This is a genomic window from Paenibacillus sp. Y301 (genome assembly GCF_059445505.1).
On the sequence record NZ_JCAIUL010000001.1, the window covers coordinates 1 to 23,296 of the forward strand.

Sequence of the window (23,296 nt, forward strand, 5' to 3'; positions counted from 1 at the left end):
TTTGGTTACTGGAACGATTGGTTCCAATCCATGCTGTATATCAACAATCAGGACCTGTATTCTTTGCAGGCTTTACTGAACAGTTTAATGAGCAATGTGGATGCGCTGGCGAAGAACGCTTCCACTATGGGTATCAGTTATGCGACACTTGTTGCCACTATGCCTAAGGAATCTGCCCGCATGGCCGTGGCCATCATCATTGTCCTGCCTGTGGCCGCTGCCTACCCGTTCTTCCAGAAATATTTTATATCTGGTTTGACGGTGGGCGCCGTTAAAGGATGATCTAAAAATAGACCTGATTCGCTGGGTTTATTATATTCACCGCGCGATGCAGATGGTGGAATACATTACTATAGGGGGATATATTTATGAAAAAGATGAAGAAGCAACTGCTCGCCATCACTACTGCGGCACTCCTGACCTCCGGCCTTGTGGCCTGCGGATCTTCAAATTCCGGCTCGACGCCCGTACCTTCCAGCAATAAGCCGGCCCAGACGGATACGAGCAAGCCTGCCGATTCCGGCAATGTGCCTACGTTGGTATGGTGGACGATCGGCGGTCAAGTTCCCGGCAATTTCGACAAAGCCATCGAGCAAATGAATGACTACACGGCCGAGAAGATTGGCGTGAAGATCGACATTAAGGTAGCAGGCTGGGGAGACTGGGATACGAAGATCAATACGATTGTGAACACTGGCGAGGCTTTCGACATCATGTTTACGAACAGCAGCAAGTACAACCAGCAAGTTACGATGGGTGCATTTGCCGACATTACCGACTTGATGCAAAGCGAATCGCCCAACCTTTACAAATTCATCCCCCAGAAGGTCTGGGACGGAACGAACATTGATGGAAAAATCTACTCCGTGCCTACTTATAAAGACTCGTCCTTGACCCAATACTGGGTGTTCGACGATACGTATGTGCAGAAGTACAGTATAGACATAAACAGTATCAAGACGTTGAAAGACCTCGACAAACCGTTCCATGATATGAAGGCTGGCGAGGGCAAAAGCTTTTATCCGCTGAGGCTCACCCAGGGCGAAGGATTTAACGGATTCTTCAATGGATACGACGATATGACGGGCGGTTTGGCACCCATGGGCGTCAAGGTCGACGACGCTTCCCACAAAGTCGTCTCCGTTCTGGAACAACCCGATATCATGGAGGGCTTGAATCTTCTACATCAATGGTACAAAGACGGAATCATCAACCCGGATGCACCGACCAAAACCGAAGCGGACAAAGCCCGCCCGTTCTTTAGCGCTCAAGCATTCCCTGGCGCGGAAATAAACTGGCAAGTTACGGAAGGTGTTCAGAAGTACGACATGTTCCAAATCTTTGGCCCGATTTACACGACAAGCACGATTCAAGGCTCCTTGAACGCAATCTCCGCCAACTCCGAGTATAAAGAGGAAGCTCTGAAATATTTGCAACTGGTCAACACCGATCCGAAGCTACGCAATATGCTGGCCTTCGGCCAGTTGGGCGTCGACTATGACAACGTGAGCGACGAAAAGGTCATCGAGCGCAAATCGGATACGTGGCCGCTGGCCGCCTATACCCAAGGTACGTTCTTCAACATGGCCGTTACGAAAGGCGCTCCGGAAGATCAGTGGGATCAGGTTCGCAAGCTGAACGATCAAGCAATCTCCTCAACCAGCCTGGGCTTTGCCTTGGACATCTCCAAACTGACCACGGAGATAGCCAATACGAAGGCCGTATGGGACAAATATCGCTATGAACTGATTAATGGTGCTTCCGATCCGGAGGTAATGGTACCGAAGGTCGTTGCGGAATTGAAAGCAGCCGGCATGGATACGATTATGAAAGCAGCTCAAGAACAAATCGATAACTATTTCAAATAAGCCTTAAACGCGGGTGGGTATCCCCAAACCCCGAACGGTGAACTCTTCTGCCGTTCGGGGTTTCTGGCATAAGGTTCCGATATTTTTATCCCCATGTCCACGCTTATTTTGGGAAATAACCTTCAGATTCTTGAAGAAAGGATTAGTGTTGCTATGAGACGTTAAGAATAATGCTTTTCCCCAGCCACTATCTGAGAAGGATGAGAGCAAGTACTTAAAGTTGATGGCCGAAGGAGACAGCTACGCACGTAATATGCTTATTGAACATAACTTGCGGTTGGTGGCGCACATCGTCAAGACGTTGTGAACACGAACCAACGTCAAACGTAATGATTAAAAATCAAGGTTTGGTGACCAAAGTGGGGTATCGTGGTGAGAAGATTTTTGTTGAATAATATAAGGAGAGCGCCCAGTATAAGGGAGCTTTTGCTTTAAACATATAACGTGGCAATTTCGATTAATCCACCAAAATTGCCACGAATGTCTCTTACTGAATTTCCGAAAAGATTTTAGGGCGAAGCACACCTAGCTTTTGGCCTGATTTGTGGGTAGAACGGATTTCGCTCACAATAGCGATGGAATCTGCATCAAAAAACTGAGTATCTTTTGTTTGGTGTTCCATTGATGTTATTTATTCTCCGCTTGTTTACTCCATGTTTATGACGGGACAAACACGGATAAAAATACTGCTGGACGGTATATACTTCACAAGGACAAGGGATTGAAATGTCGTGATGTATTTAATGACTTTTTATGTCTTCCATTAGTACTGTCCACCTGTAGTGGTATTGAGAATGAAGTTGCGTAGTGACTCTTGGGGGATTCTGAGACTGCCCCCAACTTTACAACTTGATAGCTGTCCGTTATGGCATATGCCATAAACCGTTGTGTACGAAAGCTGTAGAATATCGATGACCTCACGGATAGTGAATAAACGTCCATGATGCCCCCCTTTTCGGTAACTACATTGTCATGTTGCAATTGAAAAATTACTCAGCAGCATTTATGCCGGGTTCTACTTTGTTAAAAAAGAATTTGGCGGAAATGTCGCCGGTCAAATATGTAATCTCAGATTAATGAGATCGTGCCTTTATCCAAGAAAAATGGAGCCTACCACTGAATATTTACAAAGTGGTACTGATATTGAAGAAATGATAGAACTTGCTGCCGCCGGAGTATTTGAGGAAGAACTTCCTTTTTCCTCACGGTTTGAAGATGTTATTGATGATATAAGTAACTTTCCTTGCGCAATTAGGTACAGGTCTAGTCTATACTCGGCATGTAAGTGAAAATAGAGAGCAGGCCAGCTCCGCACAAAAGAAGTCGGTTCGTTCAACAATTGGGATTTGAAAACCGGCAGAATGATACTTATCTTTGATTTTGCACAGAAAACTTTGCGAAACACGTTGACAATAAAACTTGTCATGCTATAATGATTTTGACAAGTTTTATTGTCAAAATCATTATCGATCTGAGAGGAGAATTTTTATGGAAAAGGAAGAGATATTAGAAAAAAGCAGAAAAGAAAATAGAGACGAAGGAAAGGAATTTGTTTTTGAAAAAGGCAGAAAAAGCGGATTCATTGGTATGTTGATTATATTTTGCATACTGGGTATTTTTAATTTGTATAATCATCGCCAGGAAACTAATTTCGCATTAAAAGCTATGTTAGCCATGTTTTTTGGATATCTGGGCTGTGAAGGTCTTGGGATGTATTATATCACTAAGAAGAAAATGGATTTATTTAAATTCATTTTAGGATTTATTATAAGTGTTTCTTTTTTATGTATTTACATTAATGGGATGAGTAATTAGTATGAGTGAACAATTGGTTTTAAAAAATAAACTGCGTGAAGCAAGAACAGAACAAAAATTATCTCAAGCACAATTGGCAGAAATGGTGGGCGTTTCAAGAAATACAATAAGTTCTATTGAAACGGGGCAGTTTAATCCTACTGCAAAATTGGCTTTGATTTTTTGTATTGCGTTGGATAAAAAATTTGAAGAACTGTTTTATTTTGATTAACAAATATATATTTATCACTATAAGTTAACAAATAAAATTTCAAATATATTTAAGTGAATCAATTTCATAAATCGTTCTCTCATTAATTAGATTAACCGAATATTAACACCCTCATTTTTTTAAAATAGGGCTACGCAGTTAATTTATTTGCTTTAATACTTTGGTTCAAACGGTCAACGGTAAGTTTACAAGCGTTATACGTCAGACAAGCTAGTTCAAAATCGACTTTGGCCAATGCTCCACAATGACGAAGGTTGTTCAGTTGAAAGTATTCTTTTAGATAGGCATTTACTCGTTCGACTGCGGTTCTTTTCTTATACAGTTCATAATAACGGTCACTACCCCGAGCAGGAACGGTGTATCTTCTTGGATGATCATCAATCCTTTTCTTGAAGACCTTCTGGCATTCTCCATCGTTAAAAGGACACTCTTTGCACTCTTTGCACTCTTTGGGTTGCGTGTATTTGTTGGTTTTGTATCTCGTGTCATAGCTGTCGTATCGATAAGAATGACCCTCTTTACATACCGGACGAAAATACTTGTCCACATCTTTATCTTGTTGTTCGTTACGACGGTTGTAATCCATGAGTGCTCTGGCTCCCATTTTCTCCACCTGTTTGTAAATCCCTTCTTCTCGAACAAGGGACGATTCTCTTCAAGTTCTAACTGTTCCTTTAGCCATTGCTCTCGCTCATCCTTAGATTTGAGACCACGTTTTTTCTTGGGAGGTTCAGTTACTAGTTGGTTCGGTTCGTCTTTCTTCTTATCCGGTTGGCGATCTCTAGCTTCAATATGAGTGGCATCCATGGCGACCTCGGATGCATCAATAAACCCTTCTTGAAAGGCTTGTTGAACTAATTTTTCATTGGACTGCTGAAGAACTTGGGATTTTTGAAGCTTTTGGATTAGCCGCGTATATGAAGCTTCACTTGGAATTCGATCGGAACCGGTAAACCCACAGTCCGTACTAAATTCAATACTTCTATTCAGGCGCTTTCTTAGATCTTTAATCGTTGGGATACGTTCGACGATCCGAATGAACAGCGAGTGTAGCATAGCTGCATAGTTGAGTTGTGTTGGTGCCCCTAGAAATGCCTTCTTTGAAACAACGCGTAAGAATGGATTAATATCTAGCGTCTCAAAGAGATAACCGTACGTATCTTTGGGGGACATTTCCAGTAAATCCTCCAAGGAAAACAAACTTTCTTGTCGAATACTATACATTGGGAGTTCAACCTTCTCTCTCTCGGTGTTTGGTAGGGGTACTAAACACTTCGAGATTTGGGGAGGTACTCCTTTTTTCATGTTCTAAAAACTTAAGCACAGTAAGGCTTTGGATTTATGAAATTAATTCAAATAATAAAAAAGAAAGATCCAACAAGTAATGTATAGCTAGCCTGATGTATATTATCAACAGCTGAAGATCGCCCTTGGATACACGCTTATTATTGAATTTGGTCGCACTCTATGTGATGCGTGGATTGAATTATCGTATGGTTACCGTTATGATCGCGCAGGATGTCGCACTCTATCTGTGTACATTCTGTAAGAAGCGGATTGCAATAAGATAAAATATAGGATAGATTCTATCCCAGCGTGGGTGGAAGTCATCGAACAACATTTACAAAAGTGAATAATTACTTTTACGAAATGTAACGGTCAGAATTCAACATGAACTGGCCGTTTTTGCTTTTCCAAGATAGATATTTACACCGTACATGCACAGATAGGCATCTGCCCTCATAGAATAAAATGATCGTTAACGAAGTAGTTTGTTGTATTCAGTAGGAGGTGTCATCTTTGTCCGGACTGATTAGCGTCATTGCTTTATTTATCAAAGAACTATCGCTCCTAGTCTCGTACGTTAAGAATAATGCTTTTCCCCAGCCACTATCTGAGAAGGATGAGAGCAAGTACTTAAAGTTGATGGCCGAAGGAGACGGCTACGCGCGTAATATGCTTATTGAACATAACTTGCGCCTGGTGGCGCACATCGTCAAGAAGTTTGACAACACAGGAGAAGATCTCGAAGATCTGATCTCTATTGGTACGATTGGTCTGATTAAAGCTATTGAAAGTTATCAACCGAACAAAGGTACGAAATTAGCGACTTTTGCAGCACGGTGTATAGAGAATGAAATTCTGATGCATCTCCGGTCACTTAAAAAAACACGTAAAGATGTATCTCTCCATGATCCCATTGGTACGGATAAAGAAGGTAATGAAATTACACTTATCGATATATTAGGTAGTGAAGCAGATGATGTGGCTGACTTGGTTCAGTTGAAGATTGAAAAGAGTAAAATTTATCGTAACTTGGATATTTTGGACCCCCGGGAACAGGAAGTCATCAAAGGTCGATTCGGACTGGAACAGGGCGGAGAGGAACGGACTCAACGGGAAATCGCGAAGGAGTTAGGAATTAGCCGGAGTTATGTGTCCCGTATTGAGAAGAGAGCACTGATGAAGTTATATCATGAGTTCTATAAGGCAAAGCGGTAACTTGAAAACGTAGGATAATAGCCAGTAGGGAAGAGATACTAATGTCTCAATCTTACTGGCTATTTTTGTTTCTGCAACATAAACAAACGTAGGATATCATCGTAGGGATTCTTGCTTTCTTGTATACTGTACAAGTAGCTTGAAAAATACAAAATGACATTTAGTGTAGGAGGCTTCAGTGCAAAATTTCGAAGATCTGATTTTGTTTATTAGCCAATCTCTTTTGAAAAAAGATGAGCAGCTTGAGCTGCCAAGGACAATAGGTGAAGCTTCACTTATAGATATAGATATTGTAAAAAGAACAGCACGTACGATAAGAAGAGTAGGGATCATTACAGTTGCTAAAGAGTTTTCCTTAATTGTTAAAGACCTTCCGGATCAGCAACTTTTACGCTGGACAGTGGGAAAACGTGCCTCATTAAACGATAATCAACAAACTTTTGATTGGCTTCAAAAAGGATGGATTTTGAAAGAAGTTCGTTTTAAACGTGATGGGAAATCTGTAGAACGAATTCAGTACCGCATGGGCTATTTATTATATGTATATTTATTAAATAAGCAAACGGATGAGCATGTGGATTTTTTAAATCAATTTACGCAATATCAGTCGAAGGCTACGCAGAAAATGGAAGAAATCACGTATTTACATGACGAACGATTACTTCAGTTGGAAGATTTGGCATTATACTTGTCAGGTAGTTTACAATGGATCCCTAATGATCTAGAGGATCAGTATATTTTCCCAGCGAATTGGAGTATATCTAATCGAATCAACGGTTTAAACTTTTTATTAGCATTTCTCTTGATTTCTAGTAGCAAAGAGATATTTGATTGGAAAGAAATTGGCGCACATTATTATCCGGGTATTGGAGGCTCTAAGGCATTTGATGCGTATAAGATTGAGTTTCTTAACATTTTGGAGACGATAAGTGGTCAGTCGCTGGAAACGTTAGGGATGATTAGTGGTGGACAAATTACGCCAATCTATTTTGCTGGGGGGCTGGAAGGAACATGGTCGAATTTTCGAGCAGGCCCCGTACATGCCTTAACAAATATTTCGGTTGCACAAGACCATTATTCAACTAGGGCAACAATACTTTGGTTAGTTGAGAATCGAGCCATTTTGACTCGGATGTCAGCAGAACCTCATTTCTTACAGGAGACAAATTCATTGATTGTTTGTGTAGATGGTCATCTTCGAAGTGCGCATAAACATTTCATCAGACAATTGTTGCTGAATAGTAGTGTCGACCAAACGATTTTTTGGAGCGATTATGATGAAGCTGGACTGCAAATTGCAGGAGAGATGTTTCAAACGCTCATGGGACACGCTGTAAGGCATAAATGGATCTGTCTGGATCACTCGATAATAACCAATTGGTCGGAGTACCAACAGAGCATGGAGAGGTTACTACAAGATACGAAATCAGAACAAGAGATCGTGTTAGGGGAGGCAGATGATTGGAGAAACTGGATCAACCATTAATTTCAATATTTCAAACCAACGAATCCAAACCGGAAATGTATCAGGCATTAAGGGACATTGCATTGTTATCTGGGGTTCTTAATGATCTCAACTCACAAAATTTCCTTCAGACACCTATCGAAATTTTACGATTTCTTCGGATTATTCAATTGATTAATGAAGAAGCTTTGGGACTCGATGAACCGATTGAAAATGCAGATACGCTATATTTTCGTTATCGTAACCGTTTTGATGACCTTGAACCACCAAGTAGGAAAAAGGTCGAACAAATTGTAAATGTTCTTGTGAAGTATAACTGGATATCCAAACAAACAAGACAGCTAAAAATGCGTGATGTAGGTAAACGGATGATGGATACGCTCATACGTCTTGCAAATGATTCATTAGCCTATTATATGCATGATGAAATTGGCAGATCGTTATTCCAAGCTAGACGGGATGCTGAGCTTAGCGAAGCATATGACGATCATGGCATTTCCGGTGGTAATAAAATTGCTAGTATGATCCGCAATGTTGAGAATGCAATTCAATTGATGAAAGAACGAGAATTAGAGATGTTAGCTGACCGTAATGCGTTACCTCAACTAGAGATCATACATCAGTTGATGCAGGAATTAGAAATTAAACTATCGGAGCGTTTCCGTCAATTTCATACGTTAGAGGACAGTCTGGTACTCAGTAATTTAATGCAATTGGGAACCTCTGCGCTTGCAGATGGGACGAATTTGAGCATGGGAATGATCAAAAAATATCTTAAATTTACAATGATGAAGCAAACGATGCTATTGTCCTCGATAAATCCAGAAAAAGTAAGGATCTTTATTACACAAATGTATGATCCACCTCAAGAATCTGACATTCCTAATGCTCATCAAATTATGAGTTTTATGGAGCAAAATGAATACGAGGGTGAGTCCATGGATGGTATATGGATTCCGGTTAAATTCGCTGCGCCTCTATCAGGAGAAGCAATTGGTGAGGCCATAGAATATCTGGAAAACTATGAGCCAATTGTTGACTCAATGCAAGAAGATGTTCAGGAAATCGAATATGAAAATGAGGAAATTTATATAGCTCAACTAGAAGATATGATGGGAGATTCGCAATGGTTGCTTACTAAATCGATGATTGAAACAGAAGTGATTGAAGTATTCATGAAGGAAGTGGAGGCTGCTCCTATAGAGACCGTAATGATTGAAGCAACTTCTACGGCATGGGGGGATGCGATTAATGCTCTTACTGCGGTATCTGCGTTGGTAGGCAGTAAGAAGCTAACATTGGAGGAAGCTACGGATGATTTAAAAGTACAAACCTCTCTCTATGACAAGGAATGGGATTGGATGGATCGTTATGATATGAATCAAGTGGTTAAGAATAAAAAAAATCGCACTATCAAGAATAGGGCCACAGAAAATATGCATGAGAGGAGTGATGATGAGCGTGACGGATGAAATGAATGTAAATCCTCTTAATATCATGCAATCTATCAAAGGAATGTTAACCGAAGTCGAAGAGATCGTTTTTATGAATCTCTTATTTTCATCCTCTGCAACAATACGTGTGGGCAATTTCGGATTATCCAGGCGTGAGGTGGAGAAGCAATTAAAGATCTCTGATGATCATGAGAAGTTCGATTCTTTTCTGAAGCGGGTTAATCAAGCAGTAAGTCGGTACTTTAAAGTGATCTATGATGAGAAAAAGGATCAAATCGTCGTCATGATGAGAGTTCCTGCTAAAGCTGCACGTAGTACATTGTCTAAAGAAAGTTTAGCGATTCTTCTGTTTATGTTTTACCAACAAGAAGTTTTACAGCATGAGTTCACATTATTTGATCAGCTGTTAAATGCCCTTGGACATGAGACAACGAAGGCAAATCAACGTTTGAACCTGAATATAGACCAACTGAAAAAAATCGGTGCACTTGAAGAATATGATACTAATTCAAATGAGAAGGCTTATGCAGTCACTGCAATTGGTGTAAATATGTTCTCGGATTCATTTTTGCGGCGTACTGTTGAATTTAGTCAATCCAATCAATTAAATAAAGAAGAAGTACTGAAATTCTTCAAACGATATAATTTGTATCAGGAAGGAACTGGTAAAATAGAATGATACCTTGGAAAATGTGGTTTACTGGAATCAGAGATTATCAGCCTACTATGATGGATTTGTCAGGAAAAGATTCGCATATACTGATAACTGGTCCCAATGGAGCAGGGAAATCTACTGTAACATATTGTATGGGAAGTGTTCTATATTCTTCCAAGGTTGATTTAGAAGGTCTGAAATCCCGTAATCTCCTTCCGAATGAGACGTGGAAGGCGCATATTCGACTTCAGTTTAAGAATGAGGGACGTATGCGTATTGATGCCCCTACTTATATTGAATTTGCAGTTTATATCCTACAGGAACCTGGACAACCGACTAAGAAGGAATTTATCATCCATTCAGGGGATGATCCAGAACAGTGGGATGAAACAATTAAATATACATCGGGTGATCGGCAATACAATTTCACCACCTACAAGAAGGATCTCCAGTACAAATATAAAATTGATCCAGATTTGTTCTATTTGATTTGGTACCAGCAGGAGGTAAATCAGTTTGCTGTTATGGATCCGCAGGAGCGGTTTCGTATTTTTGCTGAAATGCATGGTATAGATCAGGTACAACGTAACTGGGAAGAAAGTATGGAGCAGTTAAAGGATGTGCAGGAGAGTTTAAGAACGGCTGAACTAAATGTAGAAAATAAAAAGCAATATCTCGGGATGGCACGATCAGCGCTAGACCGGTATGAAGATAATCGTAAACGTCTTATAGAAGGCGGGAAGCTGTACGCTGGAGCTTTGCTGAAATTAGAAATTAACTACAAACAAGAACAAATACATCTAGTAGCCAAGGAAGAACAATTGCTCGTGGATCATGATATCGCAAGTGATAGACTGGTGACATTGCAAAAGCAAGGCGATCGATTGAATATTGAAATAAAGCAAATACAAGAAGAAAAAGAACAGCTTGATACGAGAATCACTTTATTGCAGGAGCAATTAGCTACTGTGAAAAAGGAAATTGAAGAAACTTCAATAATAATTGGTGAATTAGATGTTCAGCTAAAGGAACTTAGTCAAGAAAAATCTAGAATTACAAATACTGAAGAAGAGGTACATCAACAATTATCAGCAATAAATAAGCAGCTCAACGAATCGAATATCGAGATTGAGAAGGCGGAAGCTAGTCTTCAAGAAACTGATGATGTTATAGCCCAATTAATAGATTCAAGTTCTTACTTGAAGGCGCTGATTCAACAGGATAAAGGCTTGGATCATATGCACCAAGAACGGTTACGGCAATATCACAGCAGTCATGATGTACAGATGGAAATTAACCGCTTAGATCATTCCATTCAACATTCCATGCAGGAACAAAAAGATAAGAATAAACTACTAGAGGAGTTATCCGATGAGGAACAGATGCTTGAGCACAATCAATTATGGTCAACTCGTCAAAAGGAAACACTATCTTTGTTTAAAGTGAGGGGTGTGCGTGCCTATGCATTAAATGAATTACTTGAATTAAATGAGTCAGCTCGACTTACAGCGGAGGAGCAGTTTGAGACGATAAAGTATGCGATATTTTTTGATGGCACGCATGTACAAGCCCCTAATGATCTGTATCATGTGCCTTTACGAAGTATAATACCAGATCGTTCTGTTACTGAAATTCAGACACTCCAAATTCGTGTGAAGAATGGAATAGAAGATGATGTATTCCCACATGCGGTCAAGGCTTTATGGTGGGTTGAACAATTTTTTCTAGCAGGTGAGACAAGAATAGAGAATGATATGCTTATCGACTCAATGGGGATTCGAGGTGCACAAGAGAAGAGGAGTTATATATTAAGCCAGAAAGCTATGCAGAAACGTAAAGAGGAGATTCAAAAGAAAATAAGCGAATTGAGTACTTTACTTGCGAATTTCGATGACTCGATTAAGAATAATACGTTAACTATGCAAGAACTACATGCCATTATCCAATCTGTACGTGAATCGGAAGCCTTTCTAACAATGAAACATGAACGTGAAGGCCGGATCCTGAAGTATGAAGTAGAGATACAGCATCTTCAGGAACAGAAGGAGCATAGTCAGGAACTTAAGACTACGCACATAAAGTTCATTGAGAAACGGATCAGATTGGAGCATATACAAGTTATACTACAACGTGAAGCAGACTTTTATGTGAGATTAGGTCAGCAGAAGGAACAGTTTGAAATGTTACAACGGAAGACTCATCAGCACAACTACTTAACCTTACAGCAGGACGCGTTGAAGCAGCAAAATGATACATTGGAAGAGCTGGCTGAACAAATAGATGGAGATGAACGTCGACAAAAACGCAGTCTTTCGGATACTGAAGACGAAATTCAAAAAGCTATGCGTACTCTTAGTCAAATTGATAATCAAAACAAAGATACAAAAGAGTCACTTGATACATCTAAAGTAAATCTACTTACAGTAACCGAAGAAATTGAAAATTTCAAACGGATTGCACGGTTTATTTATGATGAGGTGACAAATGAGTTTGAACATGAGCCTAATAATACCAAGAAACAACAATCGCTTTCAAAGCTCCGCCAAGAGCATGAGTCTGGAAAAGTAATATTTAACAGCGCTAGAAATGAGTCGGGAATTGATCCTGCAGCATCTGAGAATTATAAAGTAATAAAAGAAGAGGTTCATCGATTGAAGGATGAATTTAAAAGGACAAGCTTATTATTTGAAGAGAACCAAGAACGAGCTGAGAATTTGAAGGATCAGCTAGAGACGACAATCAATATGCGAGTCCTTGAAATTCAACAACGTTTTAAGAACTACATGAGCATTTTTCAATTCGAGGGACAGATCGATTGGAGTCGGCAAGAAGATCGTCGAGGTCGAGTGCTTTTCCATTTATTCATTAAGGCTCGAAAGGAAGGGCATCGAGGATCATTAGAGGATGTTAGTGTGAAGGCTCGGGGAGGAAGAGTTGGCAAGGGTGTTTCTGGAGGCGAAGAATCGCTCAGTTCACTACTGTTTGCTCTGGCTTTATTGCAGAATCTACAAACATCACCTGGATTTATAGTTATGGATGAATTTGATAGCGCGTTAGATGAGCAGAGGAAATTAAAAGTATTTGATCTTTATGCTGGTGAATTACAACGTAAATTGATTATTCTGTCACCAAAGTCGCATGAGAACTCTTATCTAGATCGATTCTCGAAAGCGTACATTGTGCAACATGATCCTACTGTACCACAGAGTAAAGTGATGGGGTTAATTATGAAACATATATGATGAAGTGGTAGAAATGAATTAGCCTGTTGTAGTGAAATATGCACTGTTCATTCTTACGGGCTAATTGGGTTTATGATGTATACAGACTTAAGCTAATATAAAATGTAATGTGCTGTAGTATACTCAAGCTATAATAAAAAATGAGGTGTTTAATAAATGATGAATCTTACGCAGGAACTTGCTAAATTGATTCGATTAACGGGTGATCGTGCGAAATTGGAAGCTAAAGCTAAAGCTAAAGCTAATGGGACGTATGTCGTATATAAAACAACTGAGGGGAAGATTGTTAAAGAATATTGCACAGGTGAGATCAAGGAAATGAATGAACAGGAACTTAACCATGACTGAGACCGTTGCAACCATGTTTGTGTTTGCTGGTAATAATGGAAGTAGTAAGAGCACAATCCGCAATTTGATTGTTGACCGACTTGGGGTAAGTGTGAATATTGATCCGGATGCACTAGCTCGCAAAATTGATACTCAACATCCTGAAAAGAGTAAAGTATCTGCTGGAAAGGCAGCCATAAGAATAGCCAGAGAATGTATCCGAAATAAGTGGGATTTCACTGTGGAAACTACTTTAGCGGGTGGTAACGTTATTCGACAGATGCGAGACGCAAAGCAACAAGGCTTTGAAATCATTATGTTTTACGTAGGATTAGGGGATGTTCGACTTAATATTGAACGTGTTGCTACGCGTGTGAACAATGGTGGTCATCACATGCCTGAATGGGTACAAATGATTGATAGACAATTACAGATCAGGAACAAAACAAAAAAGTAAACCAATTCGAATCGGGAGTGATCGCAATTGGTTTACTTTTTTACATCATATCGTGTTCGCAAGCTTTTGTTTGGTCTGATTAAAGTTATTGAAAGTTATCAACCGAACTTGTCCAGTCACTCTTTCATTGAAAAAAATCCGCCGAAAGCGATTAGGCTTACGACGGATAAAATGTATATGTTCTTAAGTGCTGAATGATGTGCCAAAAAAATAATTAACAGGAAATCCTCCAGCTAATGTAACTTGCATACGGCATAGTAGAAGAGTTAGCTGGATTACTTCCATCTAATTCATCGATAAGAAGCCATTTGAAGAGAATAGGCTTAATTTAACAGGAAGATTTCCCGTTAATGAAACTCGAGAACTCAGCCAGCATTCAATCACAATAACAAGGGTCCTATTATCTAAACGGCCCAGTTCTTAACTTCGTTCAAGAATTGTATTCAACGTCGTACGGTCTAAGCCTTTTACTAAGGTAATCAAGAGCTCCTTAGCAGCTTCATAATCGTCTGTATGTATGATGGAAGACGATGTATGGATGTAGCGAGAACAGATCCCAATCACTGTTGAAGGAACACCGATCCCACTAAGATGAACTTGACCTGCATCTGTGCCACCAGGAGATACAAAGTACTGGTATTTAATTTTATGTGTGTCTGCTGTATCTTGAACATACTCTACCAGTCCACGATGGGTTAGCATAGTTGGGTCAAATATACGTAATAATGCACCATTACCAATATGTCCGAATGCCTGTTTGTCACCAGTCATATCGTTGGCTGCACTAGCATCTAAGGCAAAGAAAATGTCTGGTTGGATAAGGTTAGCTGCTGTGCGAGCACCTCTTAATCCTAGTTCTTCTTGAACCGTTGCACCGATGTACAATGTATTTGGAAGTTTCTCTTTGTGTAGTGCTTCTAGAGCTTCAATGGCAAGACCTAGACCGTAGCGATTATCCCATGCCTTCGCCATAATTTTCTTAGGATTAGCAAGAGGTGTGAAATCACAGATCGGTACGATCTGCTGTCCGGGATGAATACCGAAAGATTCAGCTTCTTCTTGGTTGTCAGCACCAATATCCAGATACATAGACTTGATGTCGACTGGTTTACTACGTTGTGCTTCATCTAATAGATGAGTTGGAGTGGAACCAACTACGCCAATAATAGGCCCATTTTCTGTGATAATCCGAAGGCGTTGTGAAAGTACGGCCTGACTCCACCATCCTCCAAGAGGTTGAAAACGAATCATACCTGTAGGGGTAATCCCTGTTACCATAAATCCAACCTCATCGAAATGCCCAGCAACCATTACCTTAGGACCATTCTCATCTCCCCGAACAACACCAAAGAGACTTCCTAGTCGGTCTTGTACAAACTCTTCCGTATATGATGACATGGCATCTTTGACCCATGCACGCAATTCTCTTTCAAATCCTGATGCAGCTGGAAACTCAGTAAGTTGGCGGAACAATTCCATCGTTTTTTGATTCATTGAAAGAAAACTCCTTTTCATGTGTGATTTTCATTGATAAGTATGAACTTTGTCTTGTCGATTGTCCACATTAGAATTGACCTTGCACTTTTCATGCTTGATAGGCATAACATGTCAATGGGTGAATGTTCTGTAGTAGCTATTGAGAAGGGGGCACATATCATGAACTTGACGTTGAGGAAACGTATTCTGATTTATGTGTTGTTTATTTTGTTGATCATTATTTTGATTTGGCTTTTTTAAATGAGGTTTAAGAAAAATTCTGTGAGCGACATCGTTATAAAGTCGAAGTCGCTCATCTGTCATGTACAGTTATTACGTTTCATTTGATTTCTTTTTTTACCGTTGTATTCTTACATTAAGATGAGATGACGATCAATTTAGGAATTATGCCCAATATACTTAAAACTATGCATCATGTACAATGTAATAAATGTAAGAAACAGGAGGATTTAAATAACTTATGCCGATCCGTAAAGAATCCATTCAAATCGTTAATGATCTTCAATCTAATCTTGAATCTTGTATCTTAGGGAAGTCTCTAGAAATACAATTATTACTCACTGCGCTTCTTGCGGGGGGACATGTTCTTATTGAAGATGTGCCGGGAACGGGTAAGACTCAATTAGTTAAAGCTCTCGCTAAATCAATAAGTGGCGATTATCGTCGTATTCAGTGTAATCCTGATATTCTACCTAGTGATATCACAGGGGTGTCTATATTTCATCCTCGCGATCAACAATTCTATTTCCGCCCTGGCCCAGTAATGACTAACATATTACTTGTTGATGAGATTAACCGAGCAACGACGAAGTCTCAATCCGCATTGCTTGAAGTTATGGAAGAGCGTAACGTTACCGTGGACGGAGAGACACATGATCTACCCCATCCATTTATGATGATAGCCACTCAGAATCCAATTGATTTCGAAGGTACATATATTCTTCCGGAAGCTCAGCTTGATCGGTTTATGATGAAGATTAATCTTGGATATCCAGAGGCTTCGGTTGAGAAAAGTCTGTTGTTGCAACATCAGATGGGACAACCTGTGAATCGATTAGAGTCTGTCACAGACATGGAGCACATTGCTACGATACAGCAAGAAATACGGAATATACATATGAGTGATGTAGTTGTTGATTATATGCTTGCATTAGTTCGGAGAACTCGTGAACATCAAGCCGTTCTACTTGGTGCAAGTCCCAGAGGCTCATTATCTTTTATGTTGGCATGTAAGGCTTTTGCTTTTCTTCATAATCGAGATTATGTACTTCCTGACGATGTTAAGAATCTAGCTCCATATATTTTATCCCACCGGATTTTACTCCGTCCAGAATCACGTCTTGAAAGTATGCATACAGAATCTGTTCTTCAGAACATCATCCAACAGGTTAAGATACCTGTAACCATGATGACGGGCGATCGGGGATGAATGCTATTCTGACGTCCATTAGAAAAGGGTTACGTAAGCCTAGATTGTGGGCGGTTCTTTTAGTATGGGGAGTCAGTCTGATGTATTTATTATTTCAAGGCGGAAAGACATCTTCCATGCTGTTCGCAATGTGTAGCTTAGTATTAGTGTATTTGCTACTTGGTGGATATAGTGGGGTTAGCCGAGCAGTGGGGAGACGTGAACTCACGTTATATGATGAACGATTGGATGTAGTTCATACTGGAGAAAAGATCAATGTGAAACTCAATATTCATATTCCAGGGTTTCTTCCTTTTCCTTATATTATCGTAAGAGAAGTATTGAAAAGACATAATGGTCAGTCGTGGTCTTTTGAAGAGAGCGTGATCCCTAGCTTCCGTGGGAAGGCTCAACTCGTGTTTAAAACGCCCGAATTGGAACGTGGTCGATATGATTTCTTGGATTCAGAATGTGTGAGTGAGGATATTTTTGGATTATTGGAACATAAAGGGGCAATTCACGCTCCCGGGCAATTTATCGTCCTTCCACGAAAGGTCTTTATTCCATATTGGGAACTGTTCGATCGTCATTCTCGCTTCGCTGGGCCTCAGACGGCATTATCTTCTTCACGCAGAGAGACGACACAAATTAACGGGGTTCGTGATTATGTTTACGGTGATCGTATTACACGAATTCATTGGAACGCGACAGCGAGGACTGGAACTTGGAAGTCCAAAGAATTCGAACATGAATCGGTTCCCAAAACAATGATCGTTCTGGATTCTTTAAAAGCGAATTATAGTTCAGATGAACAATTTGAACTTGCTGTTTCTACGGTATCTTCACTCTTAGAATACGGCATTCGTGAACGAATAGGTATTGGGTTATGTACTCTTGCAAGTCGGTCTCAAGTGTTTACTCCATCGGAGAGCTCGTTAGAGCGGCAGAAAATGCAACACCATTTAGTAGATTTGAATGCTGATGGAGTCGGCAAATTACTACCTATGTTAGAATCGGCGTCAAGTCTCTTTCCACGAGGCGCCTATTTTGTTCTAGTCAGTCCAACCAGTGGACAAACTGTGATGGAGTTGTTCCGATGGACGGATACGCGTGGGATGAGTCCATCTCACGTGCACATTCTTCATACAAATGGGAATCCCGCAAAGGATTGGTCATCCGTGCTAAGAGCACGTGGTATTCGTGGGTGTGCTGTTTCCTCATTAGAGGAGTTACCTAACGCAATAGGAAGGGGATCGGTATGACCAAGCGTAAAGCTATTTTCAAATATGATTGGTTAACCTCAATCTCTTTCTTGTGGATATGGATAGTTGCCAAACAATGGGTATCCTTTACGGAAGAATTATGGTTTGAAGAGACAACTTCTTTAGTCAGCAGAACCATTGTAATTATTATCGTTATAGAAGTTTTACTCCCATTAAAGAGGGGGTATCGCCTTATTATTGAATGTGCATTGATATTACTGACCTTGTGGTCCACACTTATTGATTATAAGGTATATAATCCGACGGAAGAACTACAAAGTGGGATGAATAACTTTATATCTGCTATGCAGCCTTATGTGTGGTTTGCATTTAGCGCAGCAATATTATGTCTATTCATAGCTAAATTTATAAGAAGTCAACGTTGGATCCTTCTATTTATGGGTCTAAATGTTATCGCAATGGCCATACTCGACTCCTTCACAGAGACCATACTTTGGGATAAAGCTGCATGGATGGTATTTGCTATGATGGGATGGTTGGTGAGTCATCATTTTCAACGTTTTAAAAGTAGATATCCTGTAGGTTGGAGAAATTTACTTCGTTCACCTTTTGAGATGATAGCGCATATCGTACTGATTTTTGCTGTAATCTTTTTACTGGGTGTTAATATGCCGAAGGTGTCTCCTATACTTACGGACCCATACACAGCATGGACAGAGCGAAATAGCGATTCTACCGATGTAAATAGTAAGCATGTGGAAGTTAAAATAGCTAATGCACAGCCATCTACTTCTGGATATAGTATGGAAGATAATCAGCTCGGGGCTGGGTTTGACTTCGACTATTCATTAGTAATGACAGTTAAATCGTCCCAGCGTAATTATTGGCGTGGAGAGACACGAAGTGTCTATTCAGGTACGGGCTGGAAGAATGAGACTCGCAAAGAAAGCTCTCTGGATGATGTGACGGCAGAAGAAGAATTGGAACGGGAATCGTCGTCCGCTATTATACAGACAGAGAAAGTGCAACAGCATATAACGATCTCAGATGGTAAAGAATATCCGGTATTATTTGGAGCATTTGCGATGTCTTCTGTTCAGACGTTAAACAGTGAGAAGGATATGAAAGGCATTCAGTGGAATGCCCCACAGGCAGAACTCCATTGGGATGCTGAGCAAAAGTATCCACAGAACTATCTTGTCACTTCAGAGATTCCTATTATTCCCGTAGAAGAATTAAGAATGAAATCTTTCGATGATTTATATGACAATTTCACCGAAAAAGATTATTTACAGATTCCCAAAGGTTTTCCCAAACGAGTTGGAGAATTAGCTGCTAAAGTCACAGAATCAGCCGAGACACCGCTTGAAAAAATCGCTTTATTGCAGACCTATTTAGGAGAGACATATGAATATACCAACACGCCTGATGTCTCTCGTAAGATTAGTGATGATTTCGTAGACAGTTTTCTATTTGAAATACGTGAAGGATATTGTGATTATTTCTCTACTTCGATGGTCATGTTAGCAAGATCTCTAGATATTCCAGCTCGTTGGGTCAAAGGATATGCTCCAGGGCGACAACCTCAATTGGACGATCTCCGCATGATGCAACAGGGACAGTCTGATTCAGGAACGTATATCGTGACCAATGCCGATGCTCATTCTTGGGTGGAAGTTTATTTTGGCCCATATGGTTGGGTACCAGTTGAAGCAACACCAGGGTTTGATATGCCACTCCTTAAGGAAATGGACAATACTGCTAATACTCAAGAGGTAGATCCGCAAGAAAAAGAAGAGAATGAGGATAAGACGCCAGTTGAATCCACAGATAAAGGTGTGAAATCTATTTGGATAAAAGGGATATCCGTAGCATCAATCCTTTTGATTCTTTCGTGGTTGGGGTATAAGGGATGGAAATCCCGTCATTCACTACACTTTTTGTGGCTTCGTCTTCGAATGGGAAAAGAACTATCCCCTGCTGAGAAAGTGGTTGCGGAAACGGAACGTTGGTTGCGGTCTGTACACAGACATGGCTTAACTCGCGGGAAGAATGAGACGTTACGTGAGTCCGTGGCGAAATGGCACAGTAGTGTACCAGCACTAGGAGAATCTCTGGACGTCCTTCTGGAACATTTTGAAAAAGCTCGGTATAGTCCAGAGGCAATTGCAAGTGATGAATGGCATGTAGTTCAGAAGGTTGCGGAACAGTTAAAAGTCGCTCTTAGGGCGAAAAATAATACTTAGCCATACCCTCGTCCTTTTTGCCTATGCAAAAGGGACGGTTTCTTTTGTAATAACTCATGATATTATGGTATAGTTTGTCGTATGAAACTGAGGTGACTTGACTTGTTTGAAATGCTGATGCCTAAATTACGGGTGAATACAGTATTCGATATTGACTTGGAAGATTTATATGCAAAGGGTTACCGAGGGATTATTACGGATTTGGACAATACGCTTGTAGGTGCAAAAGCACCGCTTGCCCATCCGGAATTAATTGCTTGGTTTGAATTGGTGAAAAAGACAGGGTTTCAACTAATCATTGTATCTAATAACCATTTGGAGCGAGTATCCTCTTTTGCTACTCCATTGGACATTCAATATGTACATGAAGCCCGCAAACCTTCCCTTAAGCCTTTTAAAAAGGCTATGAAGATGATGGGACTTTCGAATACAGAGACGATCATGGTAGGCGACCAAATGATGACCGATGTGTTCGGTGGGAATCGGCTCGGACTACTTACAGTATTAGTGCTACCCATCTCGATTCAGGACGAAGGATGGACAACAAGAATCAATCGAAGAGTGGAGCGTATTGCGCTTACAAATCTTCGCAAAAAAGGATTATGGCTTGAGGAGGAACACAAAGAATGAAAGAAACAATTGGCGAGCAAGAAGCCAGGCACTGTAGTGGATGTGGTATTACATTGCAGACGGAGCAAACTGATTTACCAGGATATGTACCATCCAAAGCGCTAGAACAAGAACGGATTATCTGTCAGCGCTGTTTCCGTATTAAGAATTACAATGAATCCTCATCTGTTACCGTGGATCAAGATGAATTCTTGAAGCTGTTGAGCCAGATCGGCAATAAGAATGCACTTGTTATTCATATTGTAGATTTGTTCGATTTCCAGGGAAGTATGATTTCTGGATTACAACGCTTTGTTGGGAATAACCCTGTTATTCTTGCGGTAAACAAGATTGATCTACTTCCGAAAGTTACGAATTGGAACAAGATTAAGAATTGGGTTCAGCATCAGGCTAAAGAGAATGGTCTGAAAACGGAAGAAATCGTATTATGTAGTGCCAAGAAAAATCAGGGATTTGATCGTTTGCTTGAGACCATCGCTACGTTCCGTGGAGACCGGGATGTATATGTTGTGGGTGCAACAAACGTAGGCAAATCAACCTTGATTAATCGTCTCATCCGCGATTACAGTGACCTTGAACAGGAATTGACGACATCACGCTATCCAGGTACTACACTGGATATGGTTAATATACCGCTTGATGATGGTCACCACATTATTGACACACCAGGAATCGTATACCCTTGGCGTTTCAGTGAGCTTGTGAGTCGTGAGGATCTTGGAGCTACCATGCCAGAGAATCCACTTAAACCAATGGTGTATCAACTCAACGAAGGACAGACGTTATTCTTCGGGGCTATGGCTCGATTCGATTTCGTACAAGGTGAGCGACAATCATTCACTTGCTTCCTTAGTCCGCAGATTGGAATTCACCGTACGAAGTTAGAGCGTGCAGACTCTTTGTATGCAGATCATGCAGGAGAGATGCTCTCACCTCCTAACAAGGAGAACCTAACGAAACTTCCCGAGTGGACAAGACACGAATTCAGTATTAAAAGAGGGGCTCATTCCGATATATTTATCTCAGGATTAGGATGGGTCAAAATTAATAGTGATCAGGGTGCTATCATAGCAGTTCACGTGCCACGTGGTGTAAAAGTTCTATCTAGGCCTTCTTTGATATAGTGAAAGTCACCAATTTGCAATAGGGTTGGGCCAAGCATGATCTAGATAAATCAATATAAAAGCGGGTGAAATGGGAGTATGTTATGGAGAGACTTGCCTTCACAACCTAACAAGATGACGATGCATCTTGCGGTCATAGGAGATCCTATCGCACATTCTAAATCCCCATTGATGCATAACGCTGCTTTAGTTGAGCTTGGAATCGAGGGTGAATACGTTCCTGTACACGTTAGTCGTGAGGATCTCGGCAGTGCGATTACTCGCATGAAAGAACTTGGATTTAGAGGGATCAATGTGACCATTCCACATAAAGTTGAGGTTATGAATTATATTGATCAAATCGACGAATCCGCAGCCCGAATAGGTGCTGTAAATACGATTGTGAATGAGAACGGTATTCTTACGGGATACAATACGGATGGGATTGGTTATGTCCGGTCGCTGAAAGATGAGACCCAAATTGATTTACGTGGCAAGTCCATCATGGTCTTAGGAGCAGGTGGAGCCGCTCGGGGCATTGTCTACGCACTTGCGCAGGAAGAACCCAAGAATATAGTGATTGTAAATCGATCTGAAGATAAAGCCCTGCAGATGGTAGAGGAATGGAAGTCAATTGTGAATATCACCGCACTCGCCATGGACAAAGTCCATTCCCTAATGCCTGCAATGGATGTTGTCATTAATACAACATCCATTGGGATGCATCCTCATGTGTCACAATCGGTTATTGATCCAGAGATAATACCAGCAGGAATTATCGTGAGTGATCTAATCTATAATCCGCTCACAACTGAACTTTTGAAGAAAAGTCAGGAGAGAGGCTGTATCATACATGGTGGTCTCGGGATGTTTGTCAATCAAGGTGCCTATGCCCTTGAGTATTGGACAGGAATGCCTGCACCGATTGAGAGTATGCGAACTGCGGTCTTGAAGAGTCTTCAGAACTGAACTGAATGAGTAGTAAGTAGTAGGAAAATAGGCTCCAAATCTAACTAGTCCTTGAAAATAATGTGTTAATGATAGAGGGTAGCGAAGGTGGCGGAATTGTACTGAAGAAGCGTTAGCGTTCGCCTACAAGCTTTCCATAGGAAAGCTACTTCGAAAGCATATACTTATCCTCTGATTTCTACCGCTATAAGCGGTATACAATCAAGAAATCTGATGGCAACAGC

20 protein-coding genes and 3 pseudogenes are annotated in these 23,296 nt (G+C 40.5%); 20 read left to right on the forward strand and 3 right to left on the reverse strand.

Features of this window, described 5'->3' with window-relative positions:
* From AC1D69_RS00005 to AC1D69_RS00015, 3 genes and pseudogenes are all read left to right on the forward strand, one after another.
* Positions 1-282: pseudogene (locus AC1D69_RS00005) on the forward strand (carbohydrate ABC transporter permease); the annotation flags it as partial.
* A gap of 86 nt (positions 283-368) precedes the next feature.
* On the forward strand, positions 369-1,868 hold the full coding sequence (locus AC1D69_RS00010) for an ABC transporter substrate-binding protein (RefSeq protein WP_495454118.1): 1,500 nt from the start codon (positions 369-371) through the stop codon (positions 1,866-1,868).
* A gap of 160 nt (positions 1,869-2,028) precedes the next feature.
* Positions 2,029-2,166 (forward strand): annotated as a pseudogene (locus tag AC1D69_RS00015) (RNA polymerase subunit sigma-70); the annotation flags it as partial.
* 465 nt (positions 2,167-2,631) lie between these two features.
* On the opposite strand, the gene AC1D69_RS00020 reads toward AC1D69_RS00015, so the two are convergent.
* Positions 2,632-2,793 (reverse strand): helix-turn-helix domain-containing protein, encoded by a 162-nt coding sequence (locus AC1D69_RS00020; protein WP_495454711.1) that lies wholly within the window; start codon positions 2,791-2,793, stop codon positions 2,632-2,634.
* Between the two features lie 178 nt (positions 2,794-2,971).
* On the opposite strand from AC1D69_RS00020, the gene AC1D69_RS00025 reads away from it, so the two are divergent.
* From AC1D69_RS00025 to AC1D69_RS00035, 3 genes are all read left to right on the forward strand, one after another.
* Entirely contained in the window at positions 2,972-3,157 is a 186-nt protein-coding gene (locus tag AC1D69_RS00025) for a hypothetical protein (RefSeq protein WP_495454119.1), read from the forward strand.
* A 199-nt stretch (positions 3,158-3,356) separates the two neighbouring features.
* Entirely contained in the window at positions 3,357-3,683 is a 327-nt protein-coding gene (locus AC1D69_RS00030) for a DUF6442 family protein (protein ID WP_495454120.1), read from the forward strand.
* 1 nt (position 3,684) lies between these two features.
* Entirely contained in the window at positions 3,685-3,894 is a 210-nt protein-coding gene (locus AC1D69_RS00035; RefSeq protein WP_495454121.1) for a helix-turn-helix transcriptional regulator, read from the forward strand.
* Between the two features lie 130 nt (positions 3,895-4,024).
* On the opposite strand, the pseudogene AC1D69_RS00040 reads toward AC1D69_RS00035, so the two are convergent.
* Positions 4,025-5,118 (reverse strand): annotated as a pseudogene (locus tag AC1D69_RS00040) (transposase).
* Positions 5,119-5,324: 206 nt separating this feature from the next.
* Here AC1D69_RS00040 and AC1D69_RS00045 point away from each other — a divergent pair.
* The 8 genes from AC1D69_RS00045 to AC1D69_RS00080 all read left to right on the forward strand — a co-directional run bounded on the left by AC1D69_RS00045 (position 5,325) and on the right by AC1D69_RS00080 (position 13,996).
* On the forward strand, positions 5,325-5,465 hold the full coding sequence (locus tag AC1D69_RS00045; protein WP_495454122.1) for a hypothetical protein: 141 nt from the start codon (positions 5,325-5,327) through the stop codon (positions 5,463-5,465).
* A 229-nt stretch (positions 5,466-5,694) separates the two neighbouring features.
* The gene (gene sigK, locus AC1D69_RS00050) at positions 5,695-6,396 is read left to right on the forward strand and encodes an RNA polymerase sporulation sigma factor SigK (protein ID WP_495454123.1); all 702 of its coding nucleotides are present in this window, start codon (positions 5,695-5,697) and stop codon (positions 6,394-6,396) included.
* Positions 6,397-6,574: 178 nt separating this feature from the next.
* Positions 6,575-7,882, forward strand: a complete 1,308-nt coding sequence (locus tag AC1D69_RS00055; protein WP_495454124.1) for a DUF2399 domain-containing protein — start codon at positions 6,575-6,577, stop codon at positions 7,880-7,882.
* Positions 7,858-9,333, forward strand: coding sequence for a hypothetical protein (locus AC1D69_RS00060; protein ID WP_495454125.1), 1,476 nt, complete (start codon positions 7,858-7,860; stop codon positions 9,331-9,333). The genes AC1D69_RS00055 and AC1D69_RS00060 overlap by 25 nt, the downstream gene beginning before the upstream one ends.
* A gap of 1 nt (position 9,334) precedes the next feature.
* Positions 9,335-9,994, forward strand: a complete 660-nt coding sequence (locus tag AC1D69_RS00065) for a hypothetical protein (RefSeq protein WP_495454712.1) — start codon at positions 9,335-9,337, stop codon at positions 9,992-9,994.
* Between the two features lie 47 nt (positions 9,995-10,041).
* Positions 10,042-13,212: a coiled-coil domain-containing protein gene (locus tag AC1D69_RS00070; RefSeq protein WP_495454126.1), complete on the forward strand. Its 3,171-nt coding sequence runs from the start codon at positions 10,042-10,044 to the stop codon at positions 13,210-13,212.
* 159 nt (positions 13,213-13,371) lie between these two features.
* Positions 13,372-13,560, forward strand: a complete 189-nt coding sequence (locus AC1D69_RS00075; RefSeq protein ID WP_495454713.1) for a hypothetical protein — start codon at positions 13,372-13,374, stop codon at positions 13,558-13,560.
* Positions 13,553-13,996 (forward strand): ATPase, encoded by a 444-nt coding sequence (locus tag AC1D69_RS00080; RefSeq protein WP_495454127.1) that lies wholly within the window; start codon positions 13,553-13,555, stop codon positions 13,994-13,996. The genes AC1D69_RS00075 and AC1D69_RS00080 overlap by 8 nt, the downstream gene beginning before the upstream one ends.
* Positions 13,997-14,416: 420 nt before the next feature.
* Here AC1D69_RS00080 and AC1D69_RS00085 read toward each other — a convergent pair whose 3' ends face one another.
* The gene (locus AC1D69_RS00085) at positions 14,417-15,490 is read right to left on the reverse strand and encodes a M42 family metallopeptidase (RefSeq protein WP_495454128.1); all 1,074 of its coding nucleotides are present in this window, start codon (positions 15,488-15,490) and stop codon (positions 14,417-14,419) included.
* Between the two features lie 463 nt (positions 15,491-15,953).
* Here AC1D69_RS00085 and AC1D69_RS00090 point away from each other — a divergent pair, with 463 nt between their 5' ends.
* The 6 genes from AC1D69_RS00090 (at position 15,954) to aroE (ending at position 23,072) form a co-directional block, all read left to right on the forward strand.
* On the forward strand, positions 15,954-16,922 hold the full coding sequence (locus AC1D69_RS00090; protein WP_495454129.1) for an AAA family ATPase: 969 nt from the start codon (positions 15,954-15,956) through the stop codon (positions 16,920-16,922).
* Positions 16,919-18,163, forward strand: a complete 1,245-nt coding sequence (locus tag AC1D69_RS00095; protein ID WP_495454130.1) for a DUF58 domain-containing protein — start codon at positions 16,919-16,921, stop codon at positions 18,161-18,163. The genes AC1D69_RS00090 and AC1D69_RS00095 overlap by 4 nt, the downstream gene beginning before the upstream one ends.
* Positions 18,160-20,370 carry a DUF4129 domain-containing transglutaminase family protein gene (locus AC1D69_RS00100; RefSeq protein WP_495454131.1) on the forward strand — a complete coding sequence of 737 codons (2,211 nt, stop codon included), beginning with the start codon at positions 18,160-18,162 and terminating at the stop codon, positions 20,368-20,370. The genes AC1D69_RS00095 and AC1D69_RS00100 overlap by 4 nt, the downstream gene beginning before the upstream one ends.
* Positions 20,371-20,472: 102 nt before the next feature.
* Positions 20,473-21,000, forward strand: a complete 528-nt coding sequence (locus AC1D69_RS00105; RefSeq protein ID WP_495454132.1) for a YqeG family HAD IIIA-type phosphatase — start codon at positions 20,473-20,475, stop codon at positions 20,998-21,000.
* Entirely contained in the window at positions 20,997-22,124 is a 1,128-nt protein-coding gene (gene yqeH / locus AC1D69_RS00110) for a ribosome biogenesis GTPase YqeH (protein WP_495454133.1), read from the forward strand. Before AC1D69_RS00105 ends, yqeH begins: the two co-directional genes overlap by 4 nt.
* A 78-nt stretch (positions 22,125-22,202) precedes the next feature.
* Positions 22,203-23,072, forward strand: coding sequence for a shikimate dehydrogenase (aroE, locus tag AC1D69_RS00115; RefSeq protein ID WP_495454134.1), 870 nt, complete (start codon positions 22,203-22,205; stop codon positions 23,070-23,072).
* The last annotated feature ends 224 nt before the right edge of the window (positions 23,073-23,296 follow it).

Excerpts from the sequence above, each read along its gene's own strand:
- AC1D69_RS00010 (WP_495454118.1), top strand. The coding sequence starts at position 369 with ATGAAAAAGATGAAGAAGCAACTGCTCGCCATCACTACTGCGGCACTC.
- AC1D69_RS00025 (WP_495454119.1), top strand. The coding sequence starts at position 2,972 with ATGGAGCCTACCACTGAATATTTACAAAGTGGTACTGATATTGAAGAA.
- AC1D69_RS00030 (WP_495454120.1), top strand. The coding sequence starts at position 3,357 with ATGGAAAAGGAAGAGATATTAGAAAAAAGCAGAAAAGAAAATAGAGAC.
- AC1D69_RS00035 (WP_495454121.1), top strand. The coding sequence starts at position 3,685 with ATGAGTGAACAATTGGTTTTAAAAAATAAACTGCGTGAAGCAAGAACA.
- AC1D69_RS00065 (WP_495454712.1), top strand. The coding sequence starts at position 9,335 with ATGAATGTAAATCCTCTTAATATCATGCAATCTATCAAAGGAATGTTA.
- AC1D69_RS00070 (WP_495454126.1), top strand. The coding sequence starts at position 10,042 with ATGATGGATTTGTCAGGAAAAGATTCGCATATACTGATAACTGGTCCC.
- AC1D69_RS00075 (WP_495454713.1), top strand. The coding sequence starts at position 13,372 with ATGAATCTTACGCAGGAACTTGCTAAATTGATTCGATTAACGGGTGAT.
- AC1D69_RS00080 (WP_495454127.1), top strand. The coding sequence starts at position 13,553 with ATGACTGAGACCGTTGCAACCATGTTTGTGTTTGCTGGTAATAATGGA.
- AC1D69_RS00085 (WP_495454128.1), bottom strand. The coding sequence starts at position 15,490 with ATGAATCAAAAAACGATGGAATTGTTCCGCCAACTTACTGAGTTTCCA.
- AC1D69_RS00090 (WP_495454129.1), top strand. The coding sequence starts at position 15,954 with ATGCCGATCCGTAAAGAATCCATTCAAATCGTTAATGATCTTCAATCT.
- AC1D69_RS00095 (WP_495454130.1), top strand. The coding sequence starts at position 16,919 with ATGAATGCTATTCTGACGTCCATTAGAAAAGGGTTACGTAAGCCTAGA.
- AC1D69_RS00100 (WP_495454131.1), top strand. The coding sequence starts at position 18,160 with ATGACCAAGCGTAAAGCTATTTTCAAATATGATTGGTTAACCTCAATC.
- yqeH (WP_495454133.1), top strand. The coding sequence starts at position 20,997 with ATGAAAGAAACAATTGGCGAGCAAGAAGCCAGGCACTGTAGTGGATGT.
- aroE (WP_495454134.1), top strand. The coding sequence starts at position 22,203 with ATGTTATGGAGAGACTTGCCTTCACAACCTAACAAGATGACGATGCAT.